This window comes from Paenibacillus sp. FSL L8-0340 (assembly GCF_038593145.1).
Taxonomy (GTDB): domain Bacteria; phylum Bacillota; class Bacilli; order Paenibacillales; family Paenibacillaceae; genus Paenibacillus_AQ.
Genome location: NZ_CP151967.1, coordinates 6,005,531 through 6,031,990, shown reverse-complemented (window position 1 = coordinate 6,031,990; position 26,460 = coordinate 6,005,531). Strand labels below are relative to the sequence as shown.

Below are 26,460 nucleotides of genomic sequence, written 5' to 3'. Positions count from 1 at the left end.
AAAACTAAATAACATGGTAAGATTTGAGAAAACGAGTGGAGCGTCAAGCATGATTCAAAGACGGTACGAAATAAGCGATGAACAGTGGGAACAAATTAAGGGCATGTTTCCACCCTACAAAACAGGACGTCCGTCAAAATTAAGTGAAAGAACCATGTTTAACGCTTTTCTATGGATCGCTCGAAGTGGTGCTGCCTGGCGCGATCTACCGGAGGAACGCTATGGTTCATGGAAAACGGTCTACAGTCGCTTCTGCAAGTGGCGAGATACCAAACTGCTTGTCGCGATCTTCCAAACTCTTCAGGTCGAACCTGACTTTGAAAACTTGAGCATTGATTCTACATCGGTCAAAGCCCATCAACATAGTGCCGGTGCTAAAAAAACGCCCCAGGACACGAAGTGAATCAGCACATCGGCGTCAGTCGTGGTGGAAAGACAACCAAACTTCATACCGTCGTCGATGGATTAGGAAACCCCCTCGCTTTTCTTCTGACGGGTGGTCAAGTCTACGATTCCGTTCCAGCGATCAATTTACTTCAGAAGCTTGATATTACAGGAAGTCATATTCTTGGCGACAAAGCTTATGACTCAGAAGCGATTCGGAATTGGATTACAGCTAAGCAGGCATCCTACACCATCCCGCCTAAAACGAATAGTCAAAACCCATGGAAAGTCGATTGGTATCGGTACAAAGAACGCCACTTAGTGGAGTGCTTTTTTTTCAATAAAATCAAACACTTTCGCCGTGTGGCTACTCGTTACGACAAGTTGGCCAAGTCATTCCTGGCTTTTGTATACGTAGCTGCCATTTTCAAATTGACTCAATGAAGAGTTTTCAGACACGATCTAAATATTTGGACATTAAGAGTATTTATTTTATATCGCGCGTTTTACTAAAGGGTTTAATATCTAAATTATAAAGGGAATTGTAGAGGTGTTATTGATTAAAATGGATAGAATTCCAAAAGTGCTTCATTATTGTTGGTTTGGAAGAGGGGAAATGCCGGAGTTAGCTAAAAAATGTATTGAAAGTTGGAAAAAAATACTGCCTGATTATGAAATTAAAATGTGGAATGAAGATAATTTTGATATTAACTCTAATATATATGTAAAAGAGGCTTATACTGCTAGAAAGTATGCCTTTGTTACGGACTATGTGAGACTATATGCCTTATTTAATGAAGGCGGTATATATATGGATACAGACGTTGAAATTATTAAGCCATTAGAGGAATTTTTGGAACATGAGGCATTTACTGGGTTTCAAACTGTTAATGATTTTCCAACAGGTTTAATTGCAGCTAAGCCAGGTAACCATTGGATAAGAGAAAATTTACTAGTGTATAAAGACAAGAAGTTCATTAAGAATGATGGAAGCTACGATATGATTGCGAATGTATTTACAATAACTAACATATCTAAAAAAATGGGATTTAAAGAAGGGAATTATTTCCAAGTAATTGCTAATGGAGTGGCGATTTATCCAATTGAATACTTTTGTGCTAAAGACTATATAACCAATAAATTATGTATAACAGAAAACACTTATGCAATTCATCATTTCGCAGGATCTTGGTTACCAACAAAAGAAAAAATAAAATTAAAGCTGCGAGGTATTGTTGGAGCAACAATGTACGAAAAAATTAAAAAAGTACTATTGAAAAAGTGAATTATATAAGAAGGTGATAGAGAAAATGTATAGTAGTATCCTCATTCCAGACTTCCTGAAAGAATATATTCTATTGACTAAACTGAAAATGAAATTCCGGAAATGTGAAATTCATTCTTTCAGAATAGCGAAAAATGTGGATTTAGGAAAGTCAGTTATTGTCATGAACAATGCTGTTATTCATAAAAATTGTAAAATTTCTGATTACAGTTATATTAACTCTAATACGGTTTTAGGATATGTTGAAATTGGAAAATTCAGTTCTATTGGATGTAATTGTCAAATAGGTGTTCAGATACACCCAACTAATTATATTAGCTCCTCTCCATTTACCTATGGAAATAATAATATCTTTGGTGTGCCGAGTTTTTATGAAGAATTCCAAGCGAAAACAGTAATTGGAAATGACTGTTGGATTGGAAGCAATGTGGTCATCATGCAAGGTGTGGAAATAGGTGATGGGTCTATCGTAGGAGCAGGGTCTGTTGTTACCAAAGATGTTGCACCATTTAGTGTAGTTGCAGGAGCACCAAGTAGATTTATAAAACGGAGATTTGATCAAAACCAAATTGATATTTTAACTGATCTTAAATGGTGGGATATGGATATAAAAATGTTAAAAGAATATAAAGATTCTTTTCTTAGTGGGGAAGAGTGGTACTCACATATTTAAATATCAAATAAAGTACGTATATTGGTATAAATATTGACTTAATTTTAGGTAGGTATAACATGAGAAAAACTGCATTGGCCTTAATAATACTAACGGTGCTTTCAAACATACTAGGATTTTTGCGAGATATTGCACTATCATATTTTTATGGAACCACAGGTGTGAGTGATGCCTATTTAATATCTCTAACTATACCAGGTATTATCTTTACTTTTATAGGTGTGGGACTCAGTACTATATTTATTCCTGTATACAGTAGTGCATTGAATGAAAAAAATCAAATTGCAGCAGATAGATTTATGAACAATACGATAAATTTTTTGTTAATAGCATGTAGTATTATTGTAGTAATAGGCATTGCATTTGCTGAAGAAAGTGTGAAGTTATTTGCCTCTGGTTTTAAAGGGGAAACATTAAGACTAGCGGTTGAGTTTACTAAAATAAGTATATTTGGTATATACTTTACTGGGTTGATATACATATTAACTGGCTATTTGCAAATGAAGAATAAGTTTATTATTACAGCTACAATGGGATTACCGTTTAATATAGTAGGAATACTTTTTATAATTTTAGGACACGAAGTCAATATTATGCTTCTGTCTGTAGGTAGTGTTGCTTCAGTTGCAATTCAGTTCGTATGTTTACTTTTTTTTGCAACAAAACAAGGATACCAATATAAATTCATTCTAAAAAAAGACGATGAATATTTAAAAAAAATGATAAATTTATCCTTGCCTGTTATACTAGGTGTTTCTGTTAATCAGATAAATTCTTTAGTAGATCAGATGATAGCATCAAACTTGGTTTCAGGCGGAATTTCTGCACTTAACTATGCAAATAAAATTAATATATCCATTAACACTATCTTTGTAATGTCAGTGGTAACTATGCTATATCCTAAGATTTCAAAATTAGCAGCTGAGAAAAATTTTAAAGAATTAAAAAAGTCAGCAGCAGAGACTATAAATATAATAATAATAATAATAGTTCCTATTACTATGGGAGCATTGATTTTTTCTAAACAAATAATTACTATTTTATTTGGCAGGGGAGCTTTTGATAAAATGGCAATTGACATGACTTCAGAAGCATTAGTATTTTTCTCTATAGGAATGATTGGATTCGGATTGAGAGAAGTATTATCTAGAGTCTTTTACTCAATGCAAGATACTAAAACACCTATGATAAATGCAGCTATTGGATTAGGTTTAAATATTATTTTAAATATTATACTGTCAAAATTTCTGGGTATTGGTGGATTAGCTTTAGCAACCAGCATCTCAGCAATATTTACTACAGCTTTGCTGTTTATTAGTTTGACTAAAAAAATTGGTGATTTTGGTTTAAGGGTAATGTTTGTGAATTTTTTTAAGACCTTTATTTCATCTATGATAATGGCACTTGGAGCACAACTACTATTTTTTTGTTTATCGTCGAAGTTTAGTTCGAACATATCCTTAGTCATATCTATCTTATCTGGAGTTGCAATCTATTCAATTTTAATATATATAATGAAAATAGAAATTGTTTTGAATGTGGTTAACGATTGGAAATTGAAATCTCGTGTGCGAAAGGTGTGAGGTATATGGCAATATTGGTAACAGGCGGAACTGGCTATATTGGTAGCCACACTATTGTCGAATTGCTCGATGAAGGATACGATGTTGTAATTGTTGATAATTTAAGCAATAGTAAAATAGAAGTATTGCAACGAATAAAGGAGATAACGAAAAAAGATTTTAAATTTTACGAAGTTGATATTCTTTGCAAGGAAGCTTTAGAAGAAGTTTTTAAAACAAATTCTATTGAAGCAGTCATACATTTTGCTGGTCTTAAAGCTGTAGGGGAATCAGTTGCCAAACCGCTAATGTATTATAATAATAATATTGTTGGAACATTGGTTCTTTGTGAAGTAATGGATAAGTATAATGTGAAGAAATTGGTATTTAGCTCATCCGCCACTGTTTATAAAATGAGCGATTATTCACTAACTGAAGATTCGGAACTAGGGGCCACAAATCCTTATGGTAATACGAAACTAATGATTGAACAAATATTAAGGGATATATACATGTCTGATAACTCATGGGGAATTACCCTTCTTAGATATTTTAATCCGGTAGGAGCTCATGAAAGTGGATTAATCGGAGAAGATGCTGTAGGTACTCCTAATAATTTAATGCCCTATATAACACAAGTTGCAGTAGGCAAGAGGAGGGAATTGAGTATTTTTGGTAGTGATTATAATACTCATGACGGTACAGGTATCAGGGATTACATTCATGTTGTAGATCTTGCTAAAGGCCATCTAAAGGCTCTTAATAAGACTTTAAATGAAAATCAAATTGAAGTTTATAACTTAGGTACAGGTAAGGGTTACAGTGTTTTAGATGTAGTACATAAATTCACTAAGTCTACTGGTATTGATATACCATATACAATTTGCAACAGAAGACCAGGAGATGTATCGGTTTGTTATGCGGATTCTTCAAAAGCCCGTAGAGATTTAGGGTGGGAGTTTGAGAAGGGATTGGAGGATATGTGTAGGGACTCTTGGAAATGGCAGATGTTAAATCCATTAGGTTATGAATAGAAACTTCGTGGCATGGTGGGAGTGGCTATTGTCCAGAATCAAAGCGATTTTTCCCACTTGGGTACGTAGAGAAAAGATTCTGTAGAAATCGAATAAAGGCCACCCCTGTCAAGTAGATAGATGAAAAAAGCTATGCAGTCAGCGCGTGTCGATACTCAATCGGTGTGCGCTGTTTGAGTTTTGCCTGAAACCGCTAATAGTTATAAAAGTAGGATATACTCCTATACTGCTTGATGAATCTCAGCTTATGACTTACTGGCGAAGGTAAAACTTCTCTGTTTCGAGATGCTAAAAAAGGATTCGATGCACGCGTTATCTAGGCAGGTTGATTTGCGAGTGGCCGCCCTTTAACGCGGAATGCCCCTAATCGTGTTGTATACCTGAGAGTTTATTGGAAACCCTGCTCCGAATGGAGCGCGGCTTCCGAGACGTCTCTTAGCCGCCGTACGGGACGTTCTTTTATAGAGCTTGTTGAGTCCTGCCTTTCGATATTCCCTTCCCTTACTTTTAGCTGAGTACAGTGCCAAATTTCCGGCTTCTCTATGATTATTTTATAGCTCCAATCTGATATTTTTGAATGACCTCTATTTTAAACTCCTCTGTGTATCTTTGAAATAACTGTCCTTTATTGGCCCTACAAAAATCTCCTCCAAATTCCCCGGTCCCGTATCATTTCAAGGGGGGCCCTTTAAAGGTGAGCTCCTTAGCAATCATCCACCAAAACTTCTTTAACTTTCCAAACTGTTCCTTATAATCGAGACTATAGCCGACTAAGAATTTTACGGGGATTTCAATAACATAATAAATGGTAGGATTCAGACATCTTTTTATTTCATCTTTCACATTACCCCCCCCCCCAACCCAATCTTACACTTTAGAGTGATGGAAAGTTATGAATTCCGTCTTATACTCTATAAGAAAGCACTCTATAAGAAAGTCAAATAAAGGGGGAGGAAAGTGAGGGGAATGAAGGAATATGACTATTCATTGGATGCTATTAAGGGGATTAGCTGTATTTTGATGATTGTGGCCCATATTCCGCTTTATTTTAATGGCAATGAGCGGGTGTTTCAGATTATTGCCGGTTTGGCCCCTGTACTTTTCTTTGCTGTCTCGGGGGTGACGACCACCTTGCAGGTTCGAAGGAAAAGCTTCAGGTCGCTGCTTAGCTTCTACGTGTTGTTCGCTGTCATCGGTTTCTCCTATAATCTCATGTGGAAACCGGAGGTTCAGGCGTTTTCGGTAATGGATGTTCCCCAGATCATTGCACTCGGAGTGCTGAGTGTATACCTCATAGAGAAATATTTGAAACCTCCACTCTATTTATATCTCCTTTTGGCGTTGCTTGTTTTTTTAGTGCATTTTTTCATTGGCAGTCTATTACCGGACTTCCCGTTAAAATCCATACTGTTCACAGAAACTGTTGGGTTTACCTATTTCCCATGGATGTTTGCGTTTGTAGCCGGGATCTTCGCTTATCGGTGCAGCAACCGGGTGAACCTTATTGGAGCACTTGTAGCCGGGGCACTGCTCGTGATATCCAGCTACGGAGGAGTGCGTGAAGCAGATTTTATCAAATACAATATGTCTGTGAACTATCTTCTGCTGTCTTTATTTGTATTGTTCGGGGTCTTTTATCTCTTCAGAAGGAAAAAAAGCTATGCTCCCAGTAATCTGATGCTCTATTTCGGTAAGCATTCATTTCTATTTCTATTTACCCATCTGATCTTGATCTTGGCCTTTGACCGGCTTGGGCTGGGCCGCCTGTATATTGTGTGGATATGGTGTCTGGCACTGGTCTGCACTTATATGGCGATGAGAGTCCTGCTGTGGCTGGGCCGCTTCATCGAGCCGTATATGGGGTATCCGGCGGTTTGGGTTCTTATCGTCATTAGTGTGGTTGCGATTCCGCTGGTGATTTCTAATCGGGATTTAATCATTCTTGCGGAAGCTTCGCTTGGCATTCTCTTTTCGCTGAATTACAAGAAACTTTCCAGTCTAATGCCTGCGAGCCCCTCTTCCCGCCAGCTGCCGGCGCTTCAGGAGGTTATCCATGACAAAGCTTAATTATAAGCTGATTAGCACGTACCGCACCCAACTCATGGGACTGGCGATACTGTGGGTGGTGCTGTATCATTCGACGATTAATGCATCCTCCGTGCCGGTTCTCGGCACCTTGCAAGCCTATGGGTACGGTGGAGTCGATATCTTCCTGCTGGTTTCGGGTTTGGGGTTATATTATGCCTATCGCGGCAATGTCAGCATGGCTACCTTTTACAAAAGACGGCTGCAGCGGATTCTGCCAACGTATCTTCCGGTGGTGCTGTTATTTTGTCTTCTGTATTGGGGGATCGGTGAGATGTCCTTTACAGAGGTCCTTCTGAATCTGACGACGCTTAGCTTTTGGCTCGGGCTGGACAGCCGGTTTGACTGGTACGTCCCTGCACTATTGGTGTTGTATTTTCTTACGCCGCTGTTTATGTATTTTTTCAGGGAGCGGAATAAGGTGATTACCGTTGCTGTGGCCAGCCTTCTTGGAATACTGCTCAGCGTAGTTCTATCTGGAACTTCGCTCTCCTATTTGCTGATTTTCACGATAAGAATTCCGATATTCTGTGTAGGCGTGTTTGTTGGATACCTTATCGATCAAAAACGGGCAATCTCGCGGCTGAGTCTGATCATGCATCTTGCAGTGTTTGTCTCAGGTATATTGCTGCTGGTAGTTAGCCAGAAATATCTGCAGGACTATGTATGGAGTTATGGACTGTGGTGGTATCCTTTTATTCTGATTACACTGCCTTTATGCATCTTGGCGGCGGGAGTACTGCACTGGATGGCAGAGCGTAAATGGACCCGTTATCCCTTCCTCTCATTCAGCGTCAGCGGCACGCATAGCCTGGAGATTTATCTGCTTCATGAAAGAATGCTCAAGATGTTTACGGATCTCCGGCGAAACCTGAACCTGCAGGTGAACGACCTTGTTCTGAATGCGATTTGTATTCTCATTACGTTGGGATTGGCCTTACTATTGAAAAAAGCAGTTGCCGGGTTCAGCGCCAGAGTGAAGTCCGGTACAATACCAGTAACTACTTCGTGATTGCGTTTAAAATTTAAGGCTGTCGAGAAAGTTTCGACAGCCTTCTTTATGTGGGGAATTCAGCTAACCTTAGGATTATCTTAAGAATTAAACAAGAAAAAAACAACATAAGCTCTTTCCGTTTTCTGGTACAATAAGTATATTTCATGCAGTAAAGGAAGGGATCACATAGTGGCTGAAAATATTCTGGTGGTGGATGATGAGCAGGCCATCACTGATCTGATCGAAATCTACTTAAGAAATGAAAATTTCAATGTTCATAAATTTTATAATGGGCAGGATGCCCTCAAGTATATTGAGAATGAACATGTGGATTTAGCAATTCTGGATGTTATGCTCCCGGATATTAACGGTTTTACCATCTGCCAGAGCATTCGGGAAAATCACAATTTTCCTATAATAATGCTTACGGCTAAGGATGAAGAAACAGACCAGATTACTGGTCTTACGATGGGGGCAGACGATTATATTACCAAACCGTTTCGTCCGCTAGAGATGGTCGCGCGGGTAAAGGCGCAATTGCGCAGATATAAGAAATACAAGTCCATGCCAGTGCCTGATGAAACGGTCATAGCCTATTCCGGCCTGGTTATGGATGTGAACACCCATGAGTGCTGGCTGAACGAAGAACGGTTATCTCTTACCCCTACAGAATTTTCAATCTTACGGGTCCTTTGTGAGAATAAAGGCAAAGTCATCAGCTCGGAACAATTATTTCGCGTGATTTGGGGCGATGAATATTACAATAAGAATAATAATACCATCACTGTTCATATCAGGCATTTGCGCGAGAAAATGAATGATTCGGTGGATAATCCGAAATGGATCCGAACGATATGGGGGGTGGGGTATAAAATTGAAAAGTAAAACCCATATTCAGATGAACTATGCAAAGTTAAGGATGAAAGTATTCGTTCGGATGCTTATTTTGATAATTCTTGCTATCACCGCAGTAGAGATTCTATATTTACTGGTTCGAGGACGGCTGGGTGAGGGGGGCGTTCTGTTATTACAACATGTTTTTGGTTACGAATATAGCAATGCCCTTTCGATTTACGAAAGTACTTTCCGCGACCATTGGGAAATCATAATGCTGATAGCGATATCGGCCTTTTTTCTTATTTTTTTCTATTTCTCTTTATCCTGGTTTACAAAATATTTTAATGAAGTTAATGCAGGAATGGATGCCCTAATTAAGGATGAAGCAGATATTACGCTATCACCGGAGATGTCCTCAATGGAGCAGAAACTGATTTTTGTGAAGCAAACCCTCAAAAAACGTGAACTGGAGGTACAGGTGGCAGAGCAGAACAAAAGAGATTTGGTCATGTATCTGGCTCATGATATAAAAACGCCGCTTACTTCCGTCATTGGATATTTGAGTTTACTTAACGAAGCTTCTGATATGCCGAAGGAGCAACAAGAGAAATATATGAAAATCACTTTGGATAAGGCGTATCATTTGGAGCGCCTTATCCATGATTTTTTTGAAGTCGAAAGGTATAACCAGCAAACGCTCCAGCTTAACAAACAGAATGTTGACATCTCTTATATGCTGATACAAATGCCGGATGAATTTTATCCCTCGCTCACGACTGCCGGGAAAAAGATGGTTATTGACGCCGAAGATACGATAACCGTTTATGGTGATGCAGATAAGCTGGCGCGGGTTTTTAATAACATTTTGAAGAATGCCGTTGCATACAGTGACGATAACAGCACGATTGAGGTGGCGGCAAAAGCCCATGAGGGTATGGCCAACATTACCTTTACGAACACCGGGCAAACCATACCGCCTGATAAGCAAAACAGTATCTTTGATAAGTTCTACCGGTTGGATGATGCCCGTTCAACGAATACGGGAGGTGCGGGCTTGGGTCTGGCCATTGCCAAAGAAATAATAATGGGGCATGAAGGGCAGATCGGGATGCAGAGTGAAAATGGGAAAACTGTATTTAGCGTAAAAATCCCGCTCACTTCACATGGAGGTCACTTAATGCATTCTTAGAATTTTCTTAATAAAATAACGTTTAGTTATTAAAGTTCAGTCTGCTTGCTGACGGTACAATAAATACCGGGTAAGCAGACTTTTGTCTGTAATGGAAAGGGCATGAGACGTTTCTAATTGAGTAAGGGAGGTTGGGATATGGAATTAATGCTGGACAGACTTACCAAACAATATGGACGCAAAACAGCGGTCGATCAAATGACGATTAAGATGAAACCAGGAGTGTATGGCCTGCTGGGAGCGAACGGGGCAGGGAAAACTACACTTATGAGGATGGTCTGCGGATTGCTGAATCCTACCTCGGGCGATGTTCTTTTGGATGGTAAAAGTGCAGGGGAATTGGGGGAGGATTACCGTAATCTTCTAGGGTATCTTCCGCAGGATTTTGGATATTATCCGGATTTCACAGCAGAGCAATTTATGCTCTATGTCGCTGCATTGAAGGGGATTTCACCTCAGAAGGCCACTATTCGCACAAGGGAGCTTTTGGGGCTAGTGGGTTTGTCCGAAGTCTCAACCAGAAAAATCCGGACGTTTTCCGGGGGGATGAAGCAAAGACTGGGAATTGCACAAGCTGTTTTGAATGACCCTCAAATTTTGGTGCTGGATGAACCTACTGCCGGACTTGACCCGAAAGAGCGTGTGCATTTCCGCAATCTAATTGCGAACTTTTCCAAAGACAAGATAGTCATTCTTTCTACTCATATTGTATCTGATATAGAATATATCTCCGACTCCGTTCTAATGATCAAAGACGGTAAGCTGATCATCAATAGTCCAGCCGGCAACATTGCGAACGAAATGGAAGGTAAGGTGTGGAGATGTGTGGTTACGAAGGAGTATGCCGTTACAATAAGCAATTCATTGTGCGTGGCAAATCTGCACCACGGTGATAATGATACGGTCATCCTTCGTGTACTTAATGATGATATCCCGATGGACGGTGCAATAAATGAGGTGCCTACGCTTGAAGATTTGTACTTGTACCATTTCCGGAACGATATTGCCGAATATAGGGGGAGCCGATGAATAGTTTATTCAAATATGAGTTGTTGAAAATCGCCAAAAAGAGAATGAATATAGTGGTCGTTCTGGTCAGCTTGTTCTTAACGCTGCTGTTCTTTATCATGCCTGTTCAGAATTATATTTCACTGGAGCGTGATGGCAGGCAGGTGAATGGTGCTGCTGCAATTCAGCTTGAGAAAGAGTATGCCAAAAAGCTTGAAGGAACACTTACGGAAGAACGGGTTGCACAAGATATTAAAGAGTATCAGACATTGTTCACCAATCCTAAGAATGTGTTGAAAGACGGGGATAAGGTTAACTTAACGGATGAGAATTATGCCCGTTATGTATTACCGCATTACTCTTACTTGAAAATGATTGATGAAGCTTTTTTGAAGCCTCAGGTTACTGATAACGGACTAACGGTTCTTAGAGATATGCGCTTGGAGAATACAGCGGGATTTTATCAGGCGCGCGCGGACAAAGTGAAGAGTTACTTAGATATTGACTATTCTGACTGGAAATATTCGAATCAGGAAAAGCAATTCTGGAACACTAAAAACAGCCAGATTGAAACGCCTTATGAATATGGTTACCACGCTGGATGGAGAAGTTTGTTCCAGTGTTTTGAATTGCTGATTGTTTCTATTATTGCAATTTGCATTTGTATTGCTCCAGTATTTGCAGGAGAATATCAATCGGGAGCTGACAGCGTTATTCTATCTACCCGATACGGGAAATCGAAATTAATAAAGGCGAAAATTTCAGCGGCTTTTCTTTTTGCACTGCTTGTGTTTCTAATAAATGTTCTGCTGGCAGTAGGTATTCAACTATACGCGTTTGGATTTGAGGGCTGGGATCTTCCATTACAGATTTTAAATGTTACCATTCCTTATAATCTATCCTTGTTGGAAGCGGCTATGGTGTGTATTTTGATCTTATTATTGGTTTCGATGGGGATGGCCGCCGTAACACTTCTTTTGTCCGCAAAGCTGAAAACAGCTTTTGCAGTGCTTGTTGTAGATGTGCTGGTCATATTACTCCCTGTCTTTTTGGGGCTTAGCGGGACAAATGGTATACTGAATCATATTCTTATGCTGTTTCCGTACATGGCTGTACAGCCGGTATTTCCTGCGGAGTACACTTCGTATTTTTCTTATCCATTTCCCGGCTTGACCGTAGATATTATCACTATGAGGATTATTGTTTATGTTGTTATAAGCGCTGTATGCATTCCCTTTGTCGGCCGCGCCTTTAAGCGTCACCAGGTCCAATAAAGCCTTATGAATTCATTACAGCAAAAAGAGCCGGCACTTAACAAGTTTCGGCTCCTTTTGCTGCCCCTATTCGCCCGTCTGCACAATCCAAACCTCCGGCAGGTTCCGGAATTGTTCGGCATAGTCCAATCCGTAGCCGACGACGAATTCGTCGGGGATTTCGATGCCGCAGTAGTCGATGGGGATGTCGGCAAGGCGGCGGGAGGGCTTGCTGAGGATGGTGCAGATGCGGACACTAGCGGCCTCACGGAGAGCAAAGAGCTGCTTGAGATGCTGCAGGGTCAGGCCGGTGTCGATCATGTCCTCGACGAGGAGGACATGTTTGCCGCGGATGTCGGTGTCGATGTCTTTTTTGACGGTGATGACGCCGCTTGAGGTGGAGCTGGCGCCATAGCTGGATACGGACATGTAATCCATGCCGATGGGGAGGGTGATCTCGCGCATCAGGTCAGCCATAAATACGGCTGCTCCCTTGAGGATGCCGATGAGCACCAGCTCCTTGCCTTCGTAATCCCGTGAGATGTCTGCTCCAAGCTCCTGGACTCTTTGCTGCAGCTCTGTTTTGGTGACCAGAACCTTTTGTAATGACGTCATTGTGTGGGCTCCTTATGAATCAGAATGATCCCGCAGCAGTAACCTTTCTATGTTCACAGGCTGCTAATGATCAGGATGTTCTGTCTTTTTCCTTTAGCATAACATCATGTGCCCCCCCTTCGTAAATAGTTGTGGAGGAGACGAGGGTGATTTTGGCATGGTGCGCAGCTGGGGAATGGTTGAAGCGCCGCAGCTGCGCGGAGCTCCCCAATATTCTTTGATGAAGTCCACGACATTCCCGGCGCCTAAAAAAGAACGAGACTGCCGCCATTACGCGGGAAGTCTCGTTCTAAGAGCTTGGAAGATTAGTGTACGGTTACGTTATCCGGCTCATGAACCGGCTGCTCCAGTACGGTAGAGCCGTCTTCAAGACGGAGCCAGGTATCAAAATTCTTGTCGCCCAGGGTTAGTTTTATCACGCGGGCACCCCGCTTAAAGCCTTCTTTTCCATAAGTATTGTAGCCTGAGGCCCGCCCGTAACAGAGGCGTATGCCATGCAGGCTGCCGACAAAGTCGTTGATATGGTCATGTCCGCAAAAGGTGCCCAGCACATCGCCCATTTCCAGCAAAGTCGCAAATAATCCGGAATTAACAGGAGCAGAACAGACGCGTTCGAATCGGTGTCCATGGCAGAGCCGGGTAGACCATACCTCCTGGTACTCGGGAATCGGGATATGAAAGAATGCGAGTGCAGGCAGCTTATCCTCTTGTGCTTGCGGGTTCAGCCGTGCCGATTCAGCTGTCAGCCAGTTAAGCTGATTCCGCTGGATCCAATTATAGCCTGGTACCTGCTCAAGCTCGGAGTAGCTGCCGGAGTCCAGAAAATAAAGAACTGCAGCGGAGCTGCCATTAGGCCCCTCAATTTCAAGTGTATAATTGCCTGTACCGGCAAGCTCCGCAGGTCCGGCCTCAGCCAGCGTGTGAGGATGCTCCAAGGCTACCTGCATCAGTTCATCACGGGAAATGCGGGTTTCTGTATCATGGTTGCCAAATACAAAGGCCCAGGGGATGCCGGTTTGTTCAACAGCGGCGACAGCCTCCCGGAAAGCTTCCTGAGGATTCTCACATTCCTTTTCTTCCGCTGGAACGGGACCCGTGTAAATTAAATCCCCCGTAAAAACGATAAGATCAGGCTGCTCCGCTTCTATAATACGCTCCATGAGTTTACGGGTAAGCTGATCCTCGGCTCTTCCATCCATCCAATGTAGATCGGTAAATTGCACAATTTTAAAGGTTCCATCATTCTGGAATGATAAATGGCGTTTCATTTGAAAATTCCCCTCTCTGGCCAAAATCAGTCGATATGGATACGCCGGGTGAAATGATCTCCTGAGTTTCGGCCGATCATAATATCAAATTCACCAGGCTCGAAGATAAGCTTATCGTCCCTGCCATAGAACATCAACATGTCTCTTGTGATTTCGAAGGAAACCAACTGTTTCTCATGCGCTGTCAATGAAAGCTGCCGGAAACCCTTAAGCTCTTTAACCGGACGCACAACGCTTGCGCTGACATCGTGAATATAAAGCTGAACGGTTTCTTTGCCGTCGATGTCCGAGGTATTCTCTACCTCAATAGAGGCTACAAGCTTGTCAGCGGCTTCAACCTTGAAGTTGCTGTAAGCAAAATCAGAATAGCTCAGGCCATAGCCGAAGCAGAAGAGCGGGTCGTTGGGGCAGTCTAAGTACCGGGTTACATAACGTACTTGCGGATACATGGGATCATAGGGACGTCCCGTTGAATAGGCATTGTAATAAACCGGAATCTGGCCCACAGTATAGGGGAAGCTCATGGATAAACGTCCGGATGGATTGTAGTCCCCGAATAGTACATCTGCCAGTGAGTTCCCTGACTCCGAGCCGAGGAACCAGGCCTGGAGCAAAGCATCGCTGGCATCCAGCACAGGCTTCAGCTCCAGTGGCCGGCCGCTGAATACAATGGTCACTATCTTTTTGCCAGTGTCCTTCAGGCGCCAGATCAGCTTCTCCTGATTAGGCGACAGGCGCAGGTTGGTTTTGCTGCCGCCTTCTCCGGTATCCTGCTGGTTCTCGCCCACTGCAGCAAGGATCACATCGCAATCCTTCAAGCGCTGAAACGCTTCTTCTATCCCGTCCTCTACATCAAATATACCCTCCAGCATACTCCCCAGCTCGCCGGTCATTGCTGTAAGGATATCCCCGGCTGAGGTTTTCCGGGAAATTCCTGTGTAGAGCGAGACCGCCGGGTCCTTTTCCGTTCCGGCCCAGCCGCCCAGCACATCTATGGAAGTGGCGAAAGGACCGGCCAGGCCGATTTTCATCCCCCGCTTGAGCGGCAAAGCTTCATTCTCATTTTTTAGCAGCACAACCGAACTTGCGCCAAGCTCGCGCGCGGTCTGCAGATGCTCCGCATTAGGCTCGGCTGCCTCATCCACTTGCGGATCCGCATCCTTAAACGGATTTTCAAACAAGCCCAGTGCGTCCTTAAGCTCCAGTACCCGGATAACCGCTTCGTCGATCAAAGCGGCATCAAGCCGGCCTTGTTCAATCAGATCTGCGGCATGATGGAGATAGTGGGTGGACATCATCTCGATATCAAGACCGGCAGCCAGACTTTTCTCTGCGGCTTCGCGGCCATCCACTGCAGCCCCGTGGGGGATCAGCTCATTGACGGAATTGAAGTCAGCGATGGTAACACCATTGAACCCCCATTCCTCCCGCAGAATCCCGCGCAGAAGCTGTTCATTTCCGGTTGCCGGAATACGGTCTACTGTATTGAATGCGGCCATTACCATGGCTACACCGGCATCGACCGCGGCCTTGTAGGCAGGCAGATAGAATTCACGCAATACACCGGAGGACATATCGACCGTATTGTATTCCCGGCCGCCTTCAGGCGCACCATAGCCGGCGAAATGCTTGACACAGGCGGCTATGCGTCCTTTTTCCTTCAGGTCTTTGCCCTGATAGCCGCGCACCATGCTTTCGGTGACGCGGGCATTCAGATAAGGGTCCTCACCGGATGTTTCCATGACACGGCCCCAGCGCGGATCGCGGACGAGATCGGTCATCGGAGAGAAAGTGACATGAATCCCGGCAGCTGCGCTTTCTTTGGCAGCAAGCTCGGCAAAGCGTTCACAGGCTTCCAGATCGAAGCTGCAGCCCAGCGCCAGAGGAATGGGCAGTATGGTCCGGTAGCCGTGGATGACATCTGCCATAAAGAGCAGCGGAATCTTCTGGCGGCTTTTTTGCATATGGCGGGTCTGCATTTCGATGGCATTCCGGGCTCCAACGCCGTTCAGAACGCTTCCGATATTCTCAATGGCATGTGGCTTAATTTTGAGCTCCTTGAACGGACCTGTCAAATCAACGGTATCGTCCAGGCCCCAATAATAAGGACCAAGCTGGGTTAATTGGGCCAGTTTTTCGTCCAGTGTCATTTCATTCACAAGCTCTTGGATAAACGGTTTAGTCATGGCAGACTCCTTCTTCATCGAACGCATTGAAATTTATTGGGATAAATAGATTTGCAGTTCTTCGTCAGGTAGCGTAAGCACAGTGCTTGCAGGAATGCTTAGCGCACCCGGGCGATACGGATTGGCCAGGATTTGGCCGGCAACGGCATTGCCCTCCGAACGCAGTTCCGGTGTGCGGGTGGAACCCGATCCGATATGATAAACAAATTGTAAGGTGCGGCCGAAACATTGATAAGTGAAGCGCAGACCGTCCAGACTGGCCGGAAGAACCGGATCAATAATCAGGCTGTCTGCCGTGAAGCGGATTCCCAGAATGCCGGAGATGAGCTGATTCAGGTAAATGCCGGGTCCGCTGGAATATAGCCGCCAGCCGCCTTTCACTGGGACGCTGCCGGTGCGCAGCTGATCGAAATTCTTGTGATAGCTGTAGCGGTCCGGGAAATCTCCGTCCGAACTGCTGAAATACATATTGCTCTGGCGGATTTTCGCATTAGGCACGCTCTCGCGGATATTGATCGGATTGATTTGGAACAGCCCTTCCCAGGCACGCTCAGCATCTCCCAGCTTAGCGGCCGCCTCTAGATAACGAATATGGGCATGCACATATTGCAGGCTGATTTCACGGCCGACATTGGCGGCCTGCTCGGCACGCCGGAAAATGGTGCTTACACCGCCTTCATAGCGGGCCGGGCGGTCCATTAGGCGTACGCCATCCGGACATTTGAGATGCTCATCAATCAGGCGCAAATTCATATCCGCTTGTGCAGGGTCCACCAGTTCGGCAATGATGCTGCGTGTCATCGGCAGCAGGCGATACTGTATTCCGGTATTTTGGTCCAGCGGATGCAGCATGTATTCGATGGTTTCGGCGTCTTTGAAGTAAGCGAAGCCGGCAATAACCTCATCTTTAATGAGCAACGTCTGGAAAGAGGCCTTCATCTGTTCTGCCATTTCAGCAAGCGACCTTGAGAACTCAGGGTCGAATGCCGTGACCTGCGACAGATTCCGGATGACCTGGAATGCCAAGGCAACGGTCCAGGCGCTGACCAGCTTGGTCTTCAGCGCTTCATCGGCAGGCTGCAGGGTATCATCCCAGTCACCGCCGGCATAGGAGATGAGGGCGGTTCCAGGCAGGAAGCGCTTGCTGATTGTGTGCACAGCTGCCTTGACATGCTCAAGTACGGATTCCGATTCCCGGGTAGGCAGGGCATCTGCCAGATAGTGATAGACTACTTCTTCTTGGAAAATAGAGCTGTCCCCGGTAGCCATTACATAGTCGGCAATGCATTTAAGCGGCCAAAGCACGACATCGCCATGCCATTCAGGGGACTGGACAGGGTGCTGGTCGAACATAAACCATTGCGGCCACTCCCGGCTTTCCCACAGCTGGTGGGCAAAAATCTCCAAAAGAACATTTCTGGCCAATTCATAATGCTGGGTCATCAGGAAATATTCCATCGGCCCCTGACATACATCCCGCGTGCCCCATGCGGCTCCGCCTGGCTGTTCAAGTCCGTGCGGCACAATAAAATGGACCATTGCATTATGCGTATACCACCATGCGGTTTCGTTCAATTTATCAATCTTTACCTGTTCGGCACCCTCGATCTGCAAGCAGAAGCGGGAACTGAAAGCTTCGTAGAATTCTCTGTACAATGTTACTTCATCTTCAAAGCTGTAAGGAGCCAGCGGCAAACTTCCCTTGTCCTCAAGCCTTCCTTGCATGACTAGCTGGAAGCTTGAGGACTGCTCTACGGAAAGGGTAAGCAGTGTACCGTTGCGCGGCTTGCCGTCTTCATAGAATATCCGGTCGTCACTTAAATTGAAAGCGGTATCAGGTAATTGAATGTCATAATGCAGGCCGGGATAAGGATGGTTCCGCCAAGTGTTCTCATCTGGTTGAACGCGGATAATTCCGTCTGCAGCGCTGACTCTCACCGGATGCTGGAATTCATGCTCGCCCATAACCAGCTGATTAGTAATCAGGTAATCGTAGGATTTTCCGAGCTTTGACTGTACCTGAAGCACAATATCCGGTTGATTGGCGGCAGCAAAGGTGGTGATCGTTAACGTATCATCCTCCAGCTTGTAATGCCATTTGGCAAAATTCACACCCATTTCATAAACGGCCGGCAGGGTAAGAATCCGGTAGACGCCATCCTGGCGGATATAAATGCGCTGTCCTGTGTTCTTGAGAATATTGAGCAGGCCGCGCGGCGTGGAGAGGAGCTTATGGAAAGAAGTATTGCCCGCCACCGTCTGACCGTTGAAAATACCGTACATGTAATTGGTGGACGTAATCAGGTTGTTGTTGACCTGTGTGTCATCCATCAGGGTGGTAATGATATGTCCGTGCGGGCGTTCAACGAGCAGTTCCTTGGGCTGCAGCACAACATGGACGTGGTCATTAGTAAAGAAGGACAACAGTTTACCATCCTCGTATTCCTCGAGCTTTCGCTCAGGGAACGCGGCATCAATCTCGGCTTGTGACCACTGCGGAGAGACATAAGGTCCCCCGATTTCAGCACTGAGCGTGACTGTGTCTCCCTCTTGTACAGTGTCGCTCAGGTTCCAGTCTATGAAGGCATAAGCTTCCTGCAGCCGGGACCCAAACTCAAGAGACGTTACAGCGGCGGGATGAGTTTGGAGGAACAGGCCGTAGAAGGCAAAATCAACGGTTCCAGCCAGCTTCATTTGCTCTGTTTGCAGACCGGTATAGGCCAGCTCATATTGAACATTTTGGTTCGGAAGGCCGCTTTCCAGTACTTGAGGAATATCCAGGGCTTTAAAAGATAAGCCAAAAAACTGCGTGCCATCTGTTGAATAGCCGACGGCTTTGGTCTGAAGCACACCTTGCTGCAGATAGGGGAAAGCTGTGCCCTGAGGCTGGTTTTGGCGCGAGCATACAGCGTAACCGTTAGGCCCCTCCCAAATGCTGTGATCCAGGTACTGGCTCATATACAGCTCATTGGACAGCACGCCGCCTTTTTCAGCGACACCGAGATCCTGTCCATAAATGACATCAACCGTTTCCCCGTTTCCGGAGAGCTGGATATGCCAGAACCAAATGCCATCAGCAGCAGGGGAGAAGGTAACACGGTAATCAATAGCCTCTATCCGGCCTTGGTAAATAAGTCTTTCGTGATTGTACAATAGTTTGGAGCGGGAGCGGATTCCCAGCAAGGGATAGCTTTCAATGCCTTGTGCTGTATGCACGCGAAGATAAATATTATTGGCCGAACCATCCATAGAATTGCCCTGGAACTGATTGATGAGGAATGGCCCGTTGGAGAATTCAAAGATGTCGCCTGTTGGCAAGAACGTGTACTTGGATTCATCGAGTGTAAAGGTAATCATGTTGGATTGTGGTCTGAAAATCATAAGAACCCTCGCTTTCCACTACATGGATAGGACATGAAATTGAACGGATAGGGGAGTTCAAATCAAATGTCATCAAGGGCATGCATTTTCACCAAAAAAGATAATAGAAACGTTTCCATGTTAGGTATACCTCGATATTAGTCTCGTGGCTAAAAAATGTCAATCATCTTTGAAATAATTATTGTTTCGAAACATTTGGGACTGTATATATAATTAATGTACTTGAAATTCGAAAAAAAATTCAATTGACAGCGCATACATTTTAAGAGTATGCTCTTCGCAAGGGGAGTTCCAAAAAAATGATGGAAACGTTTCTATGCCTTTAAAACATAGCTTTTATCGTGATTGGTAGTCGAGTTAATTTATTCCATTGGTGTGAATGCATCGTTCAAATTGGAGGTGGGTCTATTGGCTAGAATTATGCGAACTGGTGGAAATATCGGCCGGGAATTGCTGAAGAACAAAGTTCTTTTCCTTATGCTGCTGCCCGTGCTTCTGTATTTCCTGATCTTCCACTATGCGGTAATGCCCGGAGCTTATGTCGCATTTGTGGATTACAAACTTAACAAGGGGATCTTCGGAAGCCATTTTATCGGCCTGAAGAACTTCGAATTCCTAGTCCAAAATGGTGATCTCTGGAATATCACCAAGAATACCCTGCTGTACAATGTGGCTTTCCTTGTCTTGGGGAATATCATTCAAATTGTGTTTGCCATTATGCTGTCGGAGATAACGGGCAAATGGTTCAAGAAGATCTCCCAGTCGGTGATTCTCCTCCCGAACTTTATTTCAATGGTTATCGTAGGGGTATTTGCCTACAACCTATTCAATTTTAACTCCGGTTTTATCAATACGATGTTGGCCGGAGCCGGGCTGGACCGCCACGAGTTCTACTCCGATGCAGGCATTTGGAAATACATTATTGTCGCCTTCAAAATCTGGGCCAGTACCGGATACGGCATGATTATCTATCTGGCGGCCATAACAGGGATCAACCATGATTTGTATGAGGCTGCTTATATGGACGGCGCTACTACCTGGCAACGGATCCGCTACATGACCTTGCCGATTCTGAAGCCAACCTTTATTCTGCTTCTGCTGTTCGGAATGGGCGGGATTCTCAAAGGCTCCTTTGACCTGTTCTATAATCTGATCGGGACGAATTCCGTACTGTATCCGCAGACGGATATCATTGATACTTATGTCTTCCGCTCATTGGTGGGGCAATTCAACTTCTCCATGGGAGCCGCTGTTGGCTTCTACCAATCCTTGTTCGGGCTGCTTCTGGTGCTTGTGGTGAACTTTATTGTGCGCAAGGTCGAGCCTGACAGCGCATTATTCTAAGACTCAGAAAGAAACAGGGGTGATGATAATGGAAAAGAAAGCAGTCAAACAAGATGTCGGCAGTATCTTCATTAAAGCCATCAGCTATTTGTGCATCACAATCTTTGCGCTGATTTGTTTATTTCCTTTTGCGCTGATGATCACTTCCTCATTTATGAACGAGCAGGAAATTGTCCGCGAAGGCTACAAGCTGCTGCCCAAAGAATTTTCCTTCAAGTCATATGAGTTGCTGCTTAACAACTCTACAAATCTCATCAATGCTTATCAGGTAACTATTTTTATCACTGTAGTGGGTACGGTGCTGGGACTGTTTATGATGTCGATGGCCGGCTTTGTGCTCAACCGCAAGGATTTCAAGTACCGCAATTTCTTCTCCTTCCTAATTTACTTTACGACGCTCTTTAGCGGCGGCTTGATTCCAACGTATATCCTGATGGTCAAGCATCTTCATATGAAGGATAACTTGTTCGCTATGATCCTGCCGGCTGTGGTCGGCGCCTGGTCGATCTTCCTGATGCGCAATTTCATGAAGGCGATTCCGGATTCCTTATATGAATCCGCTACCATTGACGGTGCCGGCGATTTCCGCATCTACTGGCGGATTTTTATTCCCTTAGCGGTTCCGTCCTTGGCCACCATTGGACTGTTCTCGGCGCTGGGCTTTTGGAATGAGTGGTACAACGGGATGTTGTATATGGACAGCCCAACTAAATACCCGTTGCAATACTTTTTGCAGCGGATGGTTAATCAGACCAACCTTGGGACTATGATTAACTCGGGGGCAGTGATTAATTCAGCCGATCTTCCTACGCAATCTATCAAGATGGCTACAGCTGTTCTCGCCACAGGGCCAATTATTCTCCTCTACCCGTTTGTGCAGCGTTATTTTGTAACAGGGCTTACCGTCGGGGCAGTAAAGGGTTAATGGACGTGATCTCTTAAGAGAGGCGTTTATTATAGATGAAGAATTCATAAACAGACAAGAAAAGGGAGGCTTACCTGATGAAAGGTAAAAAAATCGCGTCTTCTTTAATGGCAGTCCTCATGCTTGCCGGGGTATTGACAGCCTGTACGTCCAAGAACAACAACAATGAGTCAAGCACTTCTCCAACGGATTCCGGAAAGTCGGAAACTACTGCAAATACGGGTGGAGTAGACACTTCCAAGGAAGCTAAGCTGACGTACTACCTGTGGGGCAGTGAAGGGGTTAACAACAAGGCGATCCTTGGCGAGATCAACAAGAAGCTCAAGGCAGATCTGAACGCAAGCATTGAAGTGAAGTATATTGACTGGCCGGATACGGCTACCAAGTACCCGTTGTTATTTGCTTCCGGTGAAAATTTTGATATGTCCCACGCCTCTCCCGGAGCACCAGTTTCCTATTTTACATTAGCCAGTGAAGGCGCACTCGTGGACATCACGGAGATGCTCGACAAGGTTGCTCCTAAGCTGAAGGCAGAAATTCCTGCAACTGTCTGGGAGAACACGAAATACAAAGGCAAAATTTATGGAGTTCCGAGTCTTTACAGTGAATACACACCTACCGGTTTCGCTTATCGTTCTGATCTGCTGAAGAAATACGGCATGGAAAAAATCAGCTCAATAGATGATATGGTGAAGTACATGGACAATGTTGTTGCTAACGAATCCTTCACGCCGATCAACGGCAAGGCTGAAGATGCGCAGAATATGTTCAGAATGCTGGTCGATACCACGGATATGTGGCTTAACGCCCCTGGTATTTCTCTAAATGAACTGAATCTGGTGACCAAAAGTCCGGAGGACTTCAAAACCGTCTTCCATCCGGCCTACACCCAGGAATTTGAAGATTGGGCTGTGAAAATGCGTGAATGGGCGGATAAAGGGTATTGGGGTAAAGATGTGCTGTCCGCAACCATGGGCGGGAAAGAGAACTTTAGAGCGGGAAACTCTGCAGGTTATTTGACTCATGCCCAAGACTGGATCGGTCAGTATGGAGCGGATATCAAGGCACAACCTGAATCAGATCCTTACTTCTTCACTTTCGCTGAAGCGAACAAGAAAATCAAACGTAAGATGGGCGTGGACAACTCGACCGTAATCAGCACAAATTCGGCTAATCCGGAACGCGCACTGATGGTGATTGAGAAGTTTATGACTGATGAGAGCTATTACAACCTTATTCAATACGGAATTGAAGGCAAACAATATGTCATTGAAGACGGCATCAAGAAATTCCCTCCAGGCTACAATGAAAAAACAGATGCCGGCGGCTTCTCGGCCTGGTCACTCAGAAATGACAAGTTCGTTGTTCCGAGTGATACCGAAAACCCTATCCGCAACTCTTTGTTCGCTGAATGGGATAAAGTGGCAATCGATGATCCGTACAACGGATTCAGCTTCGATCCATCGAATGTGACTACAGAAATCGCTTCAATCTCCAACGTGAATTCACAGCTTGGTATCCAGCTGATGCTTGGCAAAACTAGCCAGGAGCCTAAAAAAGCAGTTGCAGAATACCGCGAACAGCTGAAAAAAGCAGGAATTGACAAGGTCATTGCCGAAGTACAGAAACAATTAGCAGAATTTGTTCCTGTCAACTAAAGGAATGCTATAAGGCGTAAGGGAGCTATAAGTACTTATAGCTCCTTTACCCATAGATGGGGGAGTACAGTGGACGTAAATATCAAGGATATCGCGCGGATTTCCGGTGTCGGCATCTCAACAGTCTCGCGGGTAATCAACAACAAAGGGCTGGTGAGCAAGGCGACAAGAGAAAAGGTTCTAAGTGTGGTCAGGGAATATAATTATGTTCCCAATTCCAACGCACGGAATTTGAAAACCACGGAATCCAAGAACATTGCACTTATGGTCAAGGGGATTACCAATCCTTTCTTTTCCAATATGATCAAAGAAATTGAACGGCAGGTTAATTTGCGGGGTTACCCGTTTCTCATTCAACAGGTGGAGGATGGAACGGATGAAATCAAAGCGGCTATTCAACTGGTGAAAGAAAAGAATCTCTGCGGGATTATCTTTATGGGCGGAACGTATAATCATTCCGAAGAAAAGTTCAAACAGCTGACGATTCCTTTTGTGCTGACGACGATTACCTCAACCCAGAAGGTGGACCCTTCCGTATTTTCCAGTGTGATCATTGATGAATTGAAGGAAGCCTATAAGGCGACCAATTACTTAATCTCACTCGGACATACGAATATCGGGTTTCTGGCTAAGTCCCCTTTATTGGACGAAACCACAGGAAACCGCCGGCACTTGGGCTACAAAAAAGCACTGGAAGAGCATGATCTGCCTTACGATGCTCAATTGGTCGAGGATTGTGAATACAGTCCCAGCTCCGGATTTAATGCCGCGCGTAGACTGTTCAACAAGAATAAGGGAGTTACGGCTATTTTTGCAGCCTCCGATACGATTGCGATTGGTGCGGCCAAAGCTGTGCTTACCGCCGGGTTGTCTATTCCGGGCGACATCTCGATCCTTGGCTTTGATGGTATTGAGATGGCTGAGTATTATCATCCTTCTCTGGATACAATCAGCCAACCGGGCACGGAAATGGCATTATCAAGCGTGGGCGTTCTCTTTGACCTCATCTCGGGACAGTCAAATAACCAGCATATTGTCTACGATGCGGTATTGCTCAAACGCGGCTCTTGCAGGATGATCAAGGATTATTAGGGTGAAGTGTTGTTGTTAAAGGAGCAGGTAAAGCGCTGCTCCTTTTTGCTATAAAAAAACATTATAATTATTCTGAAAAAAACCCATCATAAACGATAGCACTTCTGTAGATTTTTATTTATAATAATTATTATCTGGATGTCATAAATAGTTCAAAGGTTTTATAAAAAGCCCTATTTCCTTGTGATATACTTAACACAGCGATTTCGGATGTTGTGAATGACATACCTTTAAATATGGATAAACAGTGATAGTGCCTACACCACTGATTAGAGACTAGGATGGTGAACAAGCGATGCATATTGTCGTCGTTGGCCTGAATTACCGTACAGCTCCTGTAGAGGTGAGAGAGCAGTTCGCATTTGCGGAGAAGGATCTGCCTGCGGCGCTCCATGAACTGATGCAGACCAAGAGCGTTTTGGAGGGGGTTGTCGTCGCCACCTGTAACCGGACGGAAATTTATGTGGTCGTGGACCGCCTTCATATGTGCGGATACTTCATCCGCAGCTTTATGGAGCAGTGGTTCAATGTAAAGAGTGAACAATTTGCACAGCATATGTATATATATGAAGATGAGCAGGCTATTGCCCATTTGTTCCGTGTGACCTGCGGTTTAGATTCCATGGTGATTGGTGAGACGCAGATCCTGGGACAGGTGCGCAATTCTTTTTTGTCTGCCCAAGCAGAAGGCGTGACCGGCACATGGTTCAACCAGCTGTTCAAGCAGGCTGTGACGCTCGGCAAACGTGCGCATAGTGAAACTTCGATCGGCGAAAGCGCGGTTTCGGTCAGTTATGCGGCGGTGGAGCTGGGCAAGCGTATTTTCGGCATGTTCACCGGCAAAAGAGTGCTGATTCTCGGCGCCGGCAAAATGAGCGAGCTTACGGTGAAGCATCTGTACAGCAGCGGTGCGGCAGAGGTTATTGTTGCCAACCGCACGTTGTCGCGGGCGATAGAGCTGGCTGAGAAGTTCTCGGGGAAACCGAGCACGATTGACGAGGCTTTGAAGCATCTCGATGAAGTGGATATTGTCATCAGCTCTACTGGAGCTGACGGTTTTGTGCTGACAGCGGATCAGGTGGCTGCCGGCATGAAGCGCCGTCCTTCGCGGCCGCTGTTCATGATTGATATTGCCGTTCCGCGTGATATTGATCCGGCGGCCGCAAGTGTGCCGGATGTGTTCCTGTATGACATTGATGATCTGGAAGGCATTGTCGAGAGCAATCTGGAGATGCGCCGCAGTGAGGCGGCCAAGATCGAGGTCATGATCGCAGAAGAGATGGAGGAATTCCAGGTATGGCTGAAGACGCTTGGCGTCAGACCGGTCATCCGTGCGCTTCAGGACAAATCGAATGGAATTTATGAAGAAACTATGGATAGTCTGTTCAACAAGCTGCCTGAGCTGGACGAGCACCAGCGCAAGGTGATCCGCCGCCTGACGAAAAGTATTGTGAACCAGATGATGCATGATCCGATCAATGTGATTAAGGAACTGTCCGGCGGCAAGCAGGGGAGTGAGGCACTTGATTATTTCACGCAAATCTTTGCCCTTCAGGAGCAGCTGGGAACCGATCCGGACAGCGGCAGCCCTGCACCGGTTGAGCGGACTGACAATGAACGTTCTTCAAGCATCGACTTTAACGTGCCTAAGACGGTGTTTGCTCCGGCAGGCCTGCTGGGCGGGTGA

General features: G+C 44.8%; 21 protein-coding genes. 16 read left to right on the top strand and 5 right to left on the bottom strand.

The window, feature by feature from the left end; all coding sequences use genetic code 11:
* Positions 1–49 precede the first annotated feature (49 nt).
* The 5 genes from NST07_RS27660 (at position 50) to galE (ending at position 4,938) form a co-directional block, all read left to right on the top strand.
* A protein-coding gene (locus NST07_RS27660) for an IS5 family transposase (RefSeq protein ID WP_342480559.1) occupies positions 50–828 on the top strand; the annotation gives its coding sequence in 2 pieces (ribosomal slippage) (positions 50–377 and positions 377–828; 780 coding nt in all).
* 121 nt (positions 829–949) lie between these two features.
* Positions 950–1,669, top strand: a complete 720-nt coding sequence (locus NST07_RS27655; RefSeq protein WP_342480558.1) for a glycosyltransferase — start codon at positions 950–952, stop codon at positions 1,667–1,669.
* Between the two features lie 136 nt (positions 1,670–1,805).
* On the top strand, positions 1,806–2,342 hold the full coding sequence (locus tag NST07_RS27650) for a CatB-related O-acetyltransferase (RefSeq protein WP_342480557.1): 537 nt from the start codon (positions 1,806–1,808) through the stop codon (positions 2,340–2,342).
* A 59-nt stretch (positions 2,343–2,401) separates the two neighbouring features.
* Complete coding sequence (gene murJ, locus NST07_RS27645) at positions 2,402–3,925, top strand: murein biosynthesis integral membrane protein MurJ (protein ID WP_342480556.1); 1,524 nt, start codon at positions 2,402–2,404, stop codon at positions 3,923–3,925.
* A 5-nt stretch (positions 3,926–3,930) separates the two neighbouring features.
* Complete coding sequence (galE, locus tag NST07_RS27640) at positions 3,931–4,938, top strand: UDP-glucose 4-epimerase GalE (protein WP_342480555.1); 1,008 nt, start codon at positions 3,931–3,933, stop codon at positions 4,936–4,938.
* A gap of 669 nt (positions 4,939–5,607) precedes the next feature.
* Here the strand turns inward: galE and NST07_RS27635 are convergent.
* The gene (locus tag NST07_RS27635; RefSeq protein ID WP_342480554.1) at positions 5,608–5,781 is read right to left on the bottom strand and encodes a hypothetical protein; all 174 of its coding nucleotides are present in this window, start codon (positions 5,779–5,781) and stop codon (positions 5,608–5,610) included.
* 114 nt (positions 5,782–5,895) lie between these two features.
* On the opposite strand from NST07_RS27635, the gene NST07_RS27630 reads away from it, so the two are divergent.
* From NST07_RS27630 to NST07_RS27605, 6 genes are all read left to right on the top strand, one after another.
* On the top strand, positions 5,896–7,005 hold the full coding sequence (locus tag NST07_RS27630; protein WP_342480553.1) for a hypothetical protein: 1,110 nt from the start codon (positions 5,896–5,898) through the stop codon (positions 7,003–7,005).
* Entirely contained in the window at positions 6,992–8,035 is a 1,044-nt protein-coding gene (locus NST07_RS27625; protein WP_342480552.1) for an acyltransferase, read from the top strand. The genes NST07_RS27630 and NST07_RS27625 overlap by 14 nt, the downstream gene beginning before the upstream one ends.
* Positions 8,036–8,206: 171 nt before the next feature.
* On the top strand, positions 8,207–8,902 hold the full coding sequence (vanR, locus tag NST07_RS27620) for a VanR-ABDEGLN family response regulator transcription factor (RefSeq protein WP_342480551.1): 696 nt from the start codon (positions 8,207–8,209) through the stop codon (positions 8,900–8,902).
* Complete coding sequence (locus tag NST07_RS27615) at positions 8,835–10,043, top strand: ATP-binding protein (RefSeq protein WP_342480550.1); 1,209 nt, start codon at positions 8,835–8,837, stop codon at positions 10,041–10,043. The genes vanR and NST07_RS27615 overlap by 68 nt, the downstream gene beginning before the upstream one ends.
* Before the next feature lie 138 nt (positions 10,044–10,181).
* Positions 10,182–11,072, top strand: a complete 891-nt coding sequence (locus tag NST07_RS27610; RefSeq protein ID WP_342480549.1) for an ABC transporter ATP-binding protein — start codon at positions 10,182–10,184, stop codon at positions 11,070–11,072.
* Complete coding sequence (locus NST07_RS27605) at positions 11,069–12,325, top strand: ABC transporter permease subunit (RefSeq protein ID WP_342480548.1); 1,257 nt, start codon at positions 11,069–11,071, stop codon at positions 12,323–12,325. The genes NST07_RS27610 and NST07_RS27605 overlap by 4 nt, the downstream gene beginning before the upstream one ends.
* A gap of 66 nt (positions 12,326–12,391) precedes the next feature.
* On the opposite strand, the gene hpt is transcribed toward NST07_RS27605, so the two are convergent.
* The 4 genes from hpt to NST07_RS27585 all read right to left on the bottom strand — a co-directional run bounded on the left by hpt (position 12,392) and on the right by NST07_RS27585 (position 19,730).
* On the bottom strand, positions 12,392–12,919 hold the full coding sequence (gene hpt / locus NST07_RS27600; RefSeq protein WP_038595755.1) for a hypoxanthine phosphoribosyltransferase: 528 nt from the start codon (positions 12,917–12,919) through the stop codon (positions 12,392–12,394).
* A 305-nt stretch (positions 12,920–13,224) separates the two neighbouring features.
* Positions 13,225–14,187, bottom strand: coding sequence for a metallophosphoesterase family protein (locus tag NST07_RS27595; RefSeq protein WP_341095785.1), 963 nt, complete (start codon positions 14,185–14,187; stop codon positions 13,225–13,227).
* Positions 14,188–14,213: 26 nt separating this feature from the next.
* Positions 14,214–16,373 carry a beta-glucosidase BglX gene (gene bglX, locus NST07_RS27590; protein ID WP_342480547.1) on the bottom strand — a complete coding sequence of 720 codons (2,160 nt, stop codon included), beginning with the start codon at positions 16,371–16,373 and terminating at the stop codon, positions 14,214–14,216.
* A gap of 33 nt (positions 16,374–16,406) precedes the next feature.
* The gene (locus NST07_RS27585; protein ID WP_342480546.1) at positions 16,407–19,730 is read right to left on the bottom strand and encodes a cellobiose phosphorylase; all 3,324 of its coding nucleotides are present in this window, start codon (positions 19,728–19,730) and stop codon (positions 16,407–16,409) included.
* Positions 19,731–20,153: 423 nt separating this feature from the next.
* On the opposite strand from NST07_RS27585, the gene NST07_RS27580 reads away from it, so the two are divergent.
* The 5 genes from NST07_RS27580 (at position 20,154) to hemA (ending at position 26,460) form a co-directional block, all read left to right on the top strand.
* Positions 20,154–21,098: an ABC transporter permease subunit gene (locus NST07_RS27580; protein ID WP_341097770.1), complete on the top strand. Its 945-nt coding sequence runs from the start codon at positions 20,154–20,156 to the stop codon at positions 21,096–21,098.
* 28 nt (positions 21,099–21,126) lie between these two features.
* The gene (locus NST07_RS27575) at positions 21,127–22,023 is read left to right on the top strand and encodes a carbohydrate ABC transporter permease (RefSeq protein WP_038595743.1); all 897 of its coding nucleotides are present in this window, start codon (positions 21,127–21,129) and stop codon (positions 22,021–22,023) included.
* Positions 22,024–22,100: 77 nt separating this feature from the next.
* Complete coding sequence (locus NST07_RS27570) at positions 22,101–23,681, top strand: ABC transporter substrate-binding protein (RefSeq protein ID WP_076114210.1); 1,581 nt, start codon at positions 22,101–22,103, stop codon at positions 23,679–23,681.
* Positions 23,682–23,750: 69 nt separating this feature from the next.
* A complete protein-coding gene (locus NST07_RS27565) occupies positions 23,751–24,773 on the top strand; it encodes a LacI family DNA-binding transcriptional regulator (RefSeq protein ID WP_341095779.1) in 1,023 nt (340 codons plus the stop codon).
* Between the two features lie 295 nt (positions 24,774–25,068).
* A complete protein-coding gene (hemA, locus tag NST07_RS27560; protein WP_341095777.1) occupies positions 25,069–26,460 on the top strand; it encodes a glutamyl-tRNA reductase in 1,392 nt (463 codons plus the stop codon).

Excerpts from the sequence above, each read along its gene's own strand:
- hpt (WP_038595755.1), bottom strand. The coding sequence starts at position 12,919 with ATGACGTCATTACAAAAGGTTCTGGTCACCAAAACAGAGCTGCAGCAA.
- NST07_RS27610 (WP_342480549.1), top strand. The coding sequence starts at position 10,182 with ATGGAATTAATGCTGGACAGACTTACCAAACAATATGGACGCAAAACA.
- galE (WP_342480555.1), top strand. The coding sequence starts at position 3,931 with ATGGCAATATTGGTAACAGGCGGAACTGGCTATATTGGTAGCCACACT.
- NST07_RS27595 (WP_341095785.1), bottom strand. The coding sequence starts at position 14,187 with ATGAAACGCCATTTATCATTCCAGAATGATGGAACCTTTAAAATTGTG.
- NST07_RS27570 (WP_076114210.1), top strand. The coding sequence starts at position 22,101 with ATGAAAGGTAAAAAAATCGCGTCTTCTTTAATGGCAGTCCTCATGCTT.
- NST07_RS27615 (WP_342480550.1), top strand. The coding sequence starts at position 8,835 with ATGATTCGGTGGATAATCCGAAATGGATCCGAACGATATGGGGGGTGG.
- NST07_RS27575 (WP_038595743.1), top strand. The coding sequence starts at position 21,127 with ATGGAAAAGAAAGCAGTCAAACAAGATGTCGGCAGTATCTTCATTAAA.
- murJ (WP_342480556.1), top strand. The coding sequence starts at position 2,402 with ATGAGAAAAACTGCATTGGCCTTAATAATACTAACGGTGCTTTCAAAC.
- hemA (WP_341095777.1), top strand. The coding sequence starts at position 25,069 with ATGCATATTGTCGTCGTTGGCCTGAATTACCGTACAGCTCCTGTAGAG.
- bglX (WP_342480547.1), bottom strand. The coding sequence starts at position 16,373 with ATGACTAAACCGTTTATCCAAGAGCTTGTGAATGAAATGACACTGGAC.
- NST07_RS27625 (WP_342480552.1), top strand. The coding sequence starts at position 6,992 with ATGACAAAGCTTAATTATAAGCTGATTAGCACGTACCGCACCCAACTC.
- NST07_RS27605 (WP_342480548.1), top strand. The coding sequence starts at position 11,069 with ATGAATAGTTTATTCAAATATGAGTTGTTGAAAATCGCCAAAAAGAGA.
- NST07_RS27655 (WP_342480558.1), top strand. The coding sequence starts at position 950 with ATGGATAGAATTCCAAAAGTGCTTCATTATTGTTGGTTTGGAAGAGGG.
- NST07_RS27585 (WP_342480546.1), bottom strand. The coding sequence starts at position 19,730 with ATGATTACCTTTACACTCGATGAATCCAAGTACACGTTCTTGCCAACA.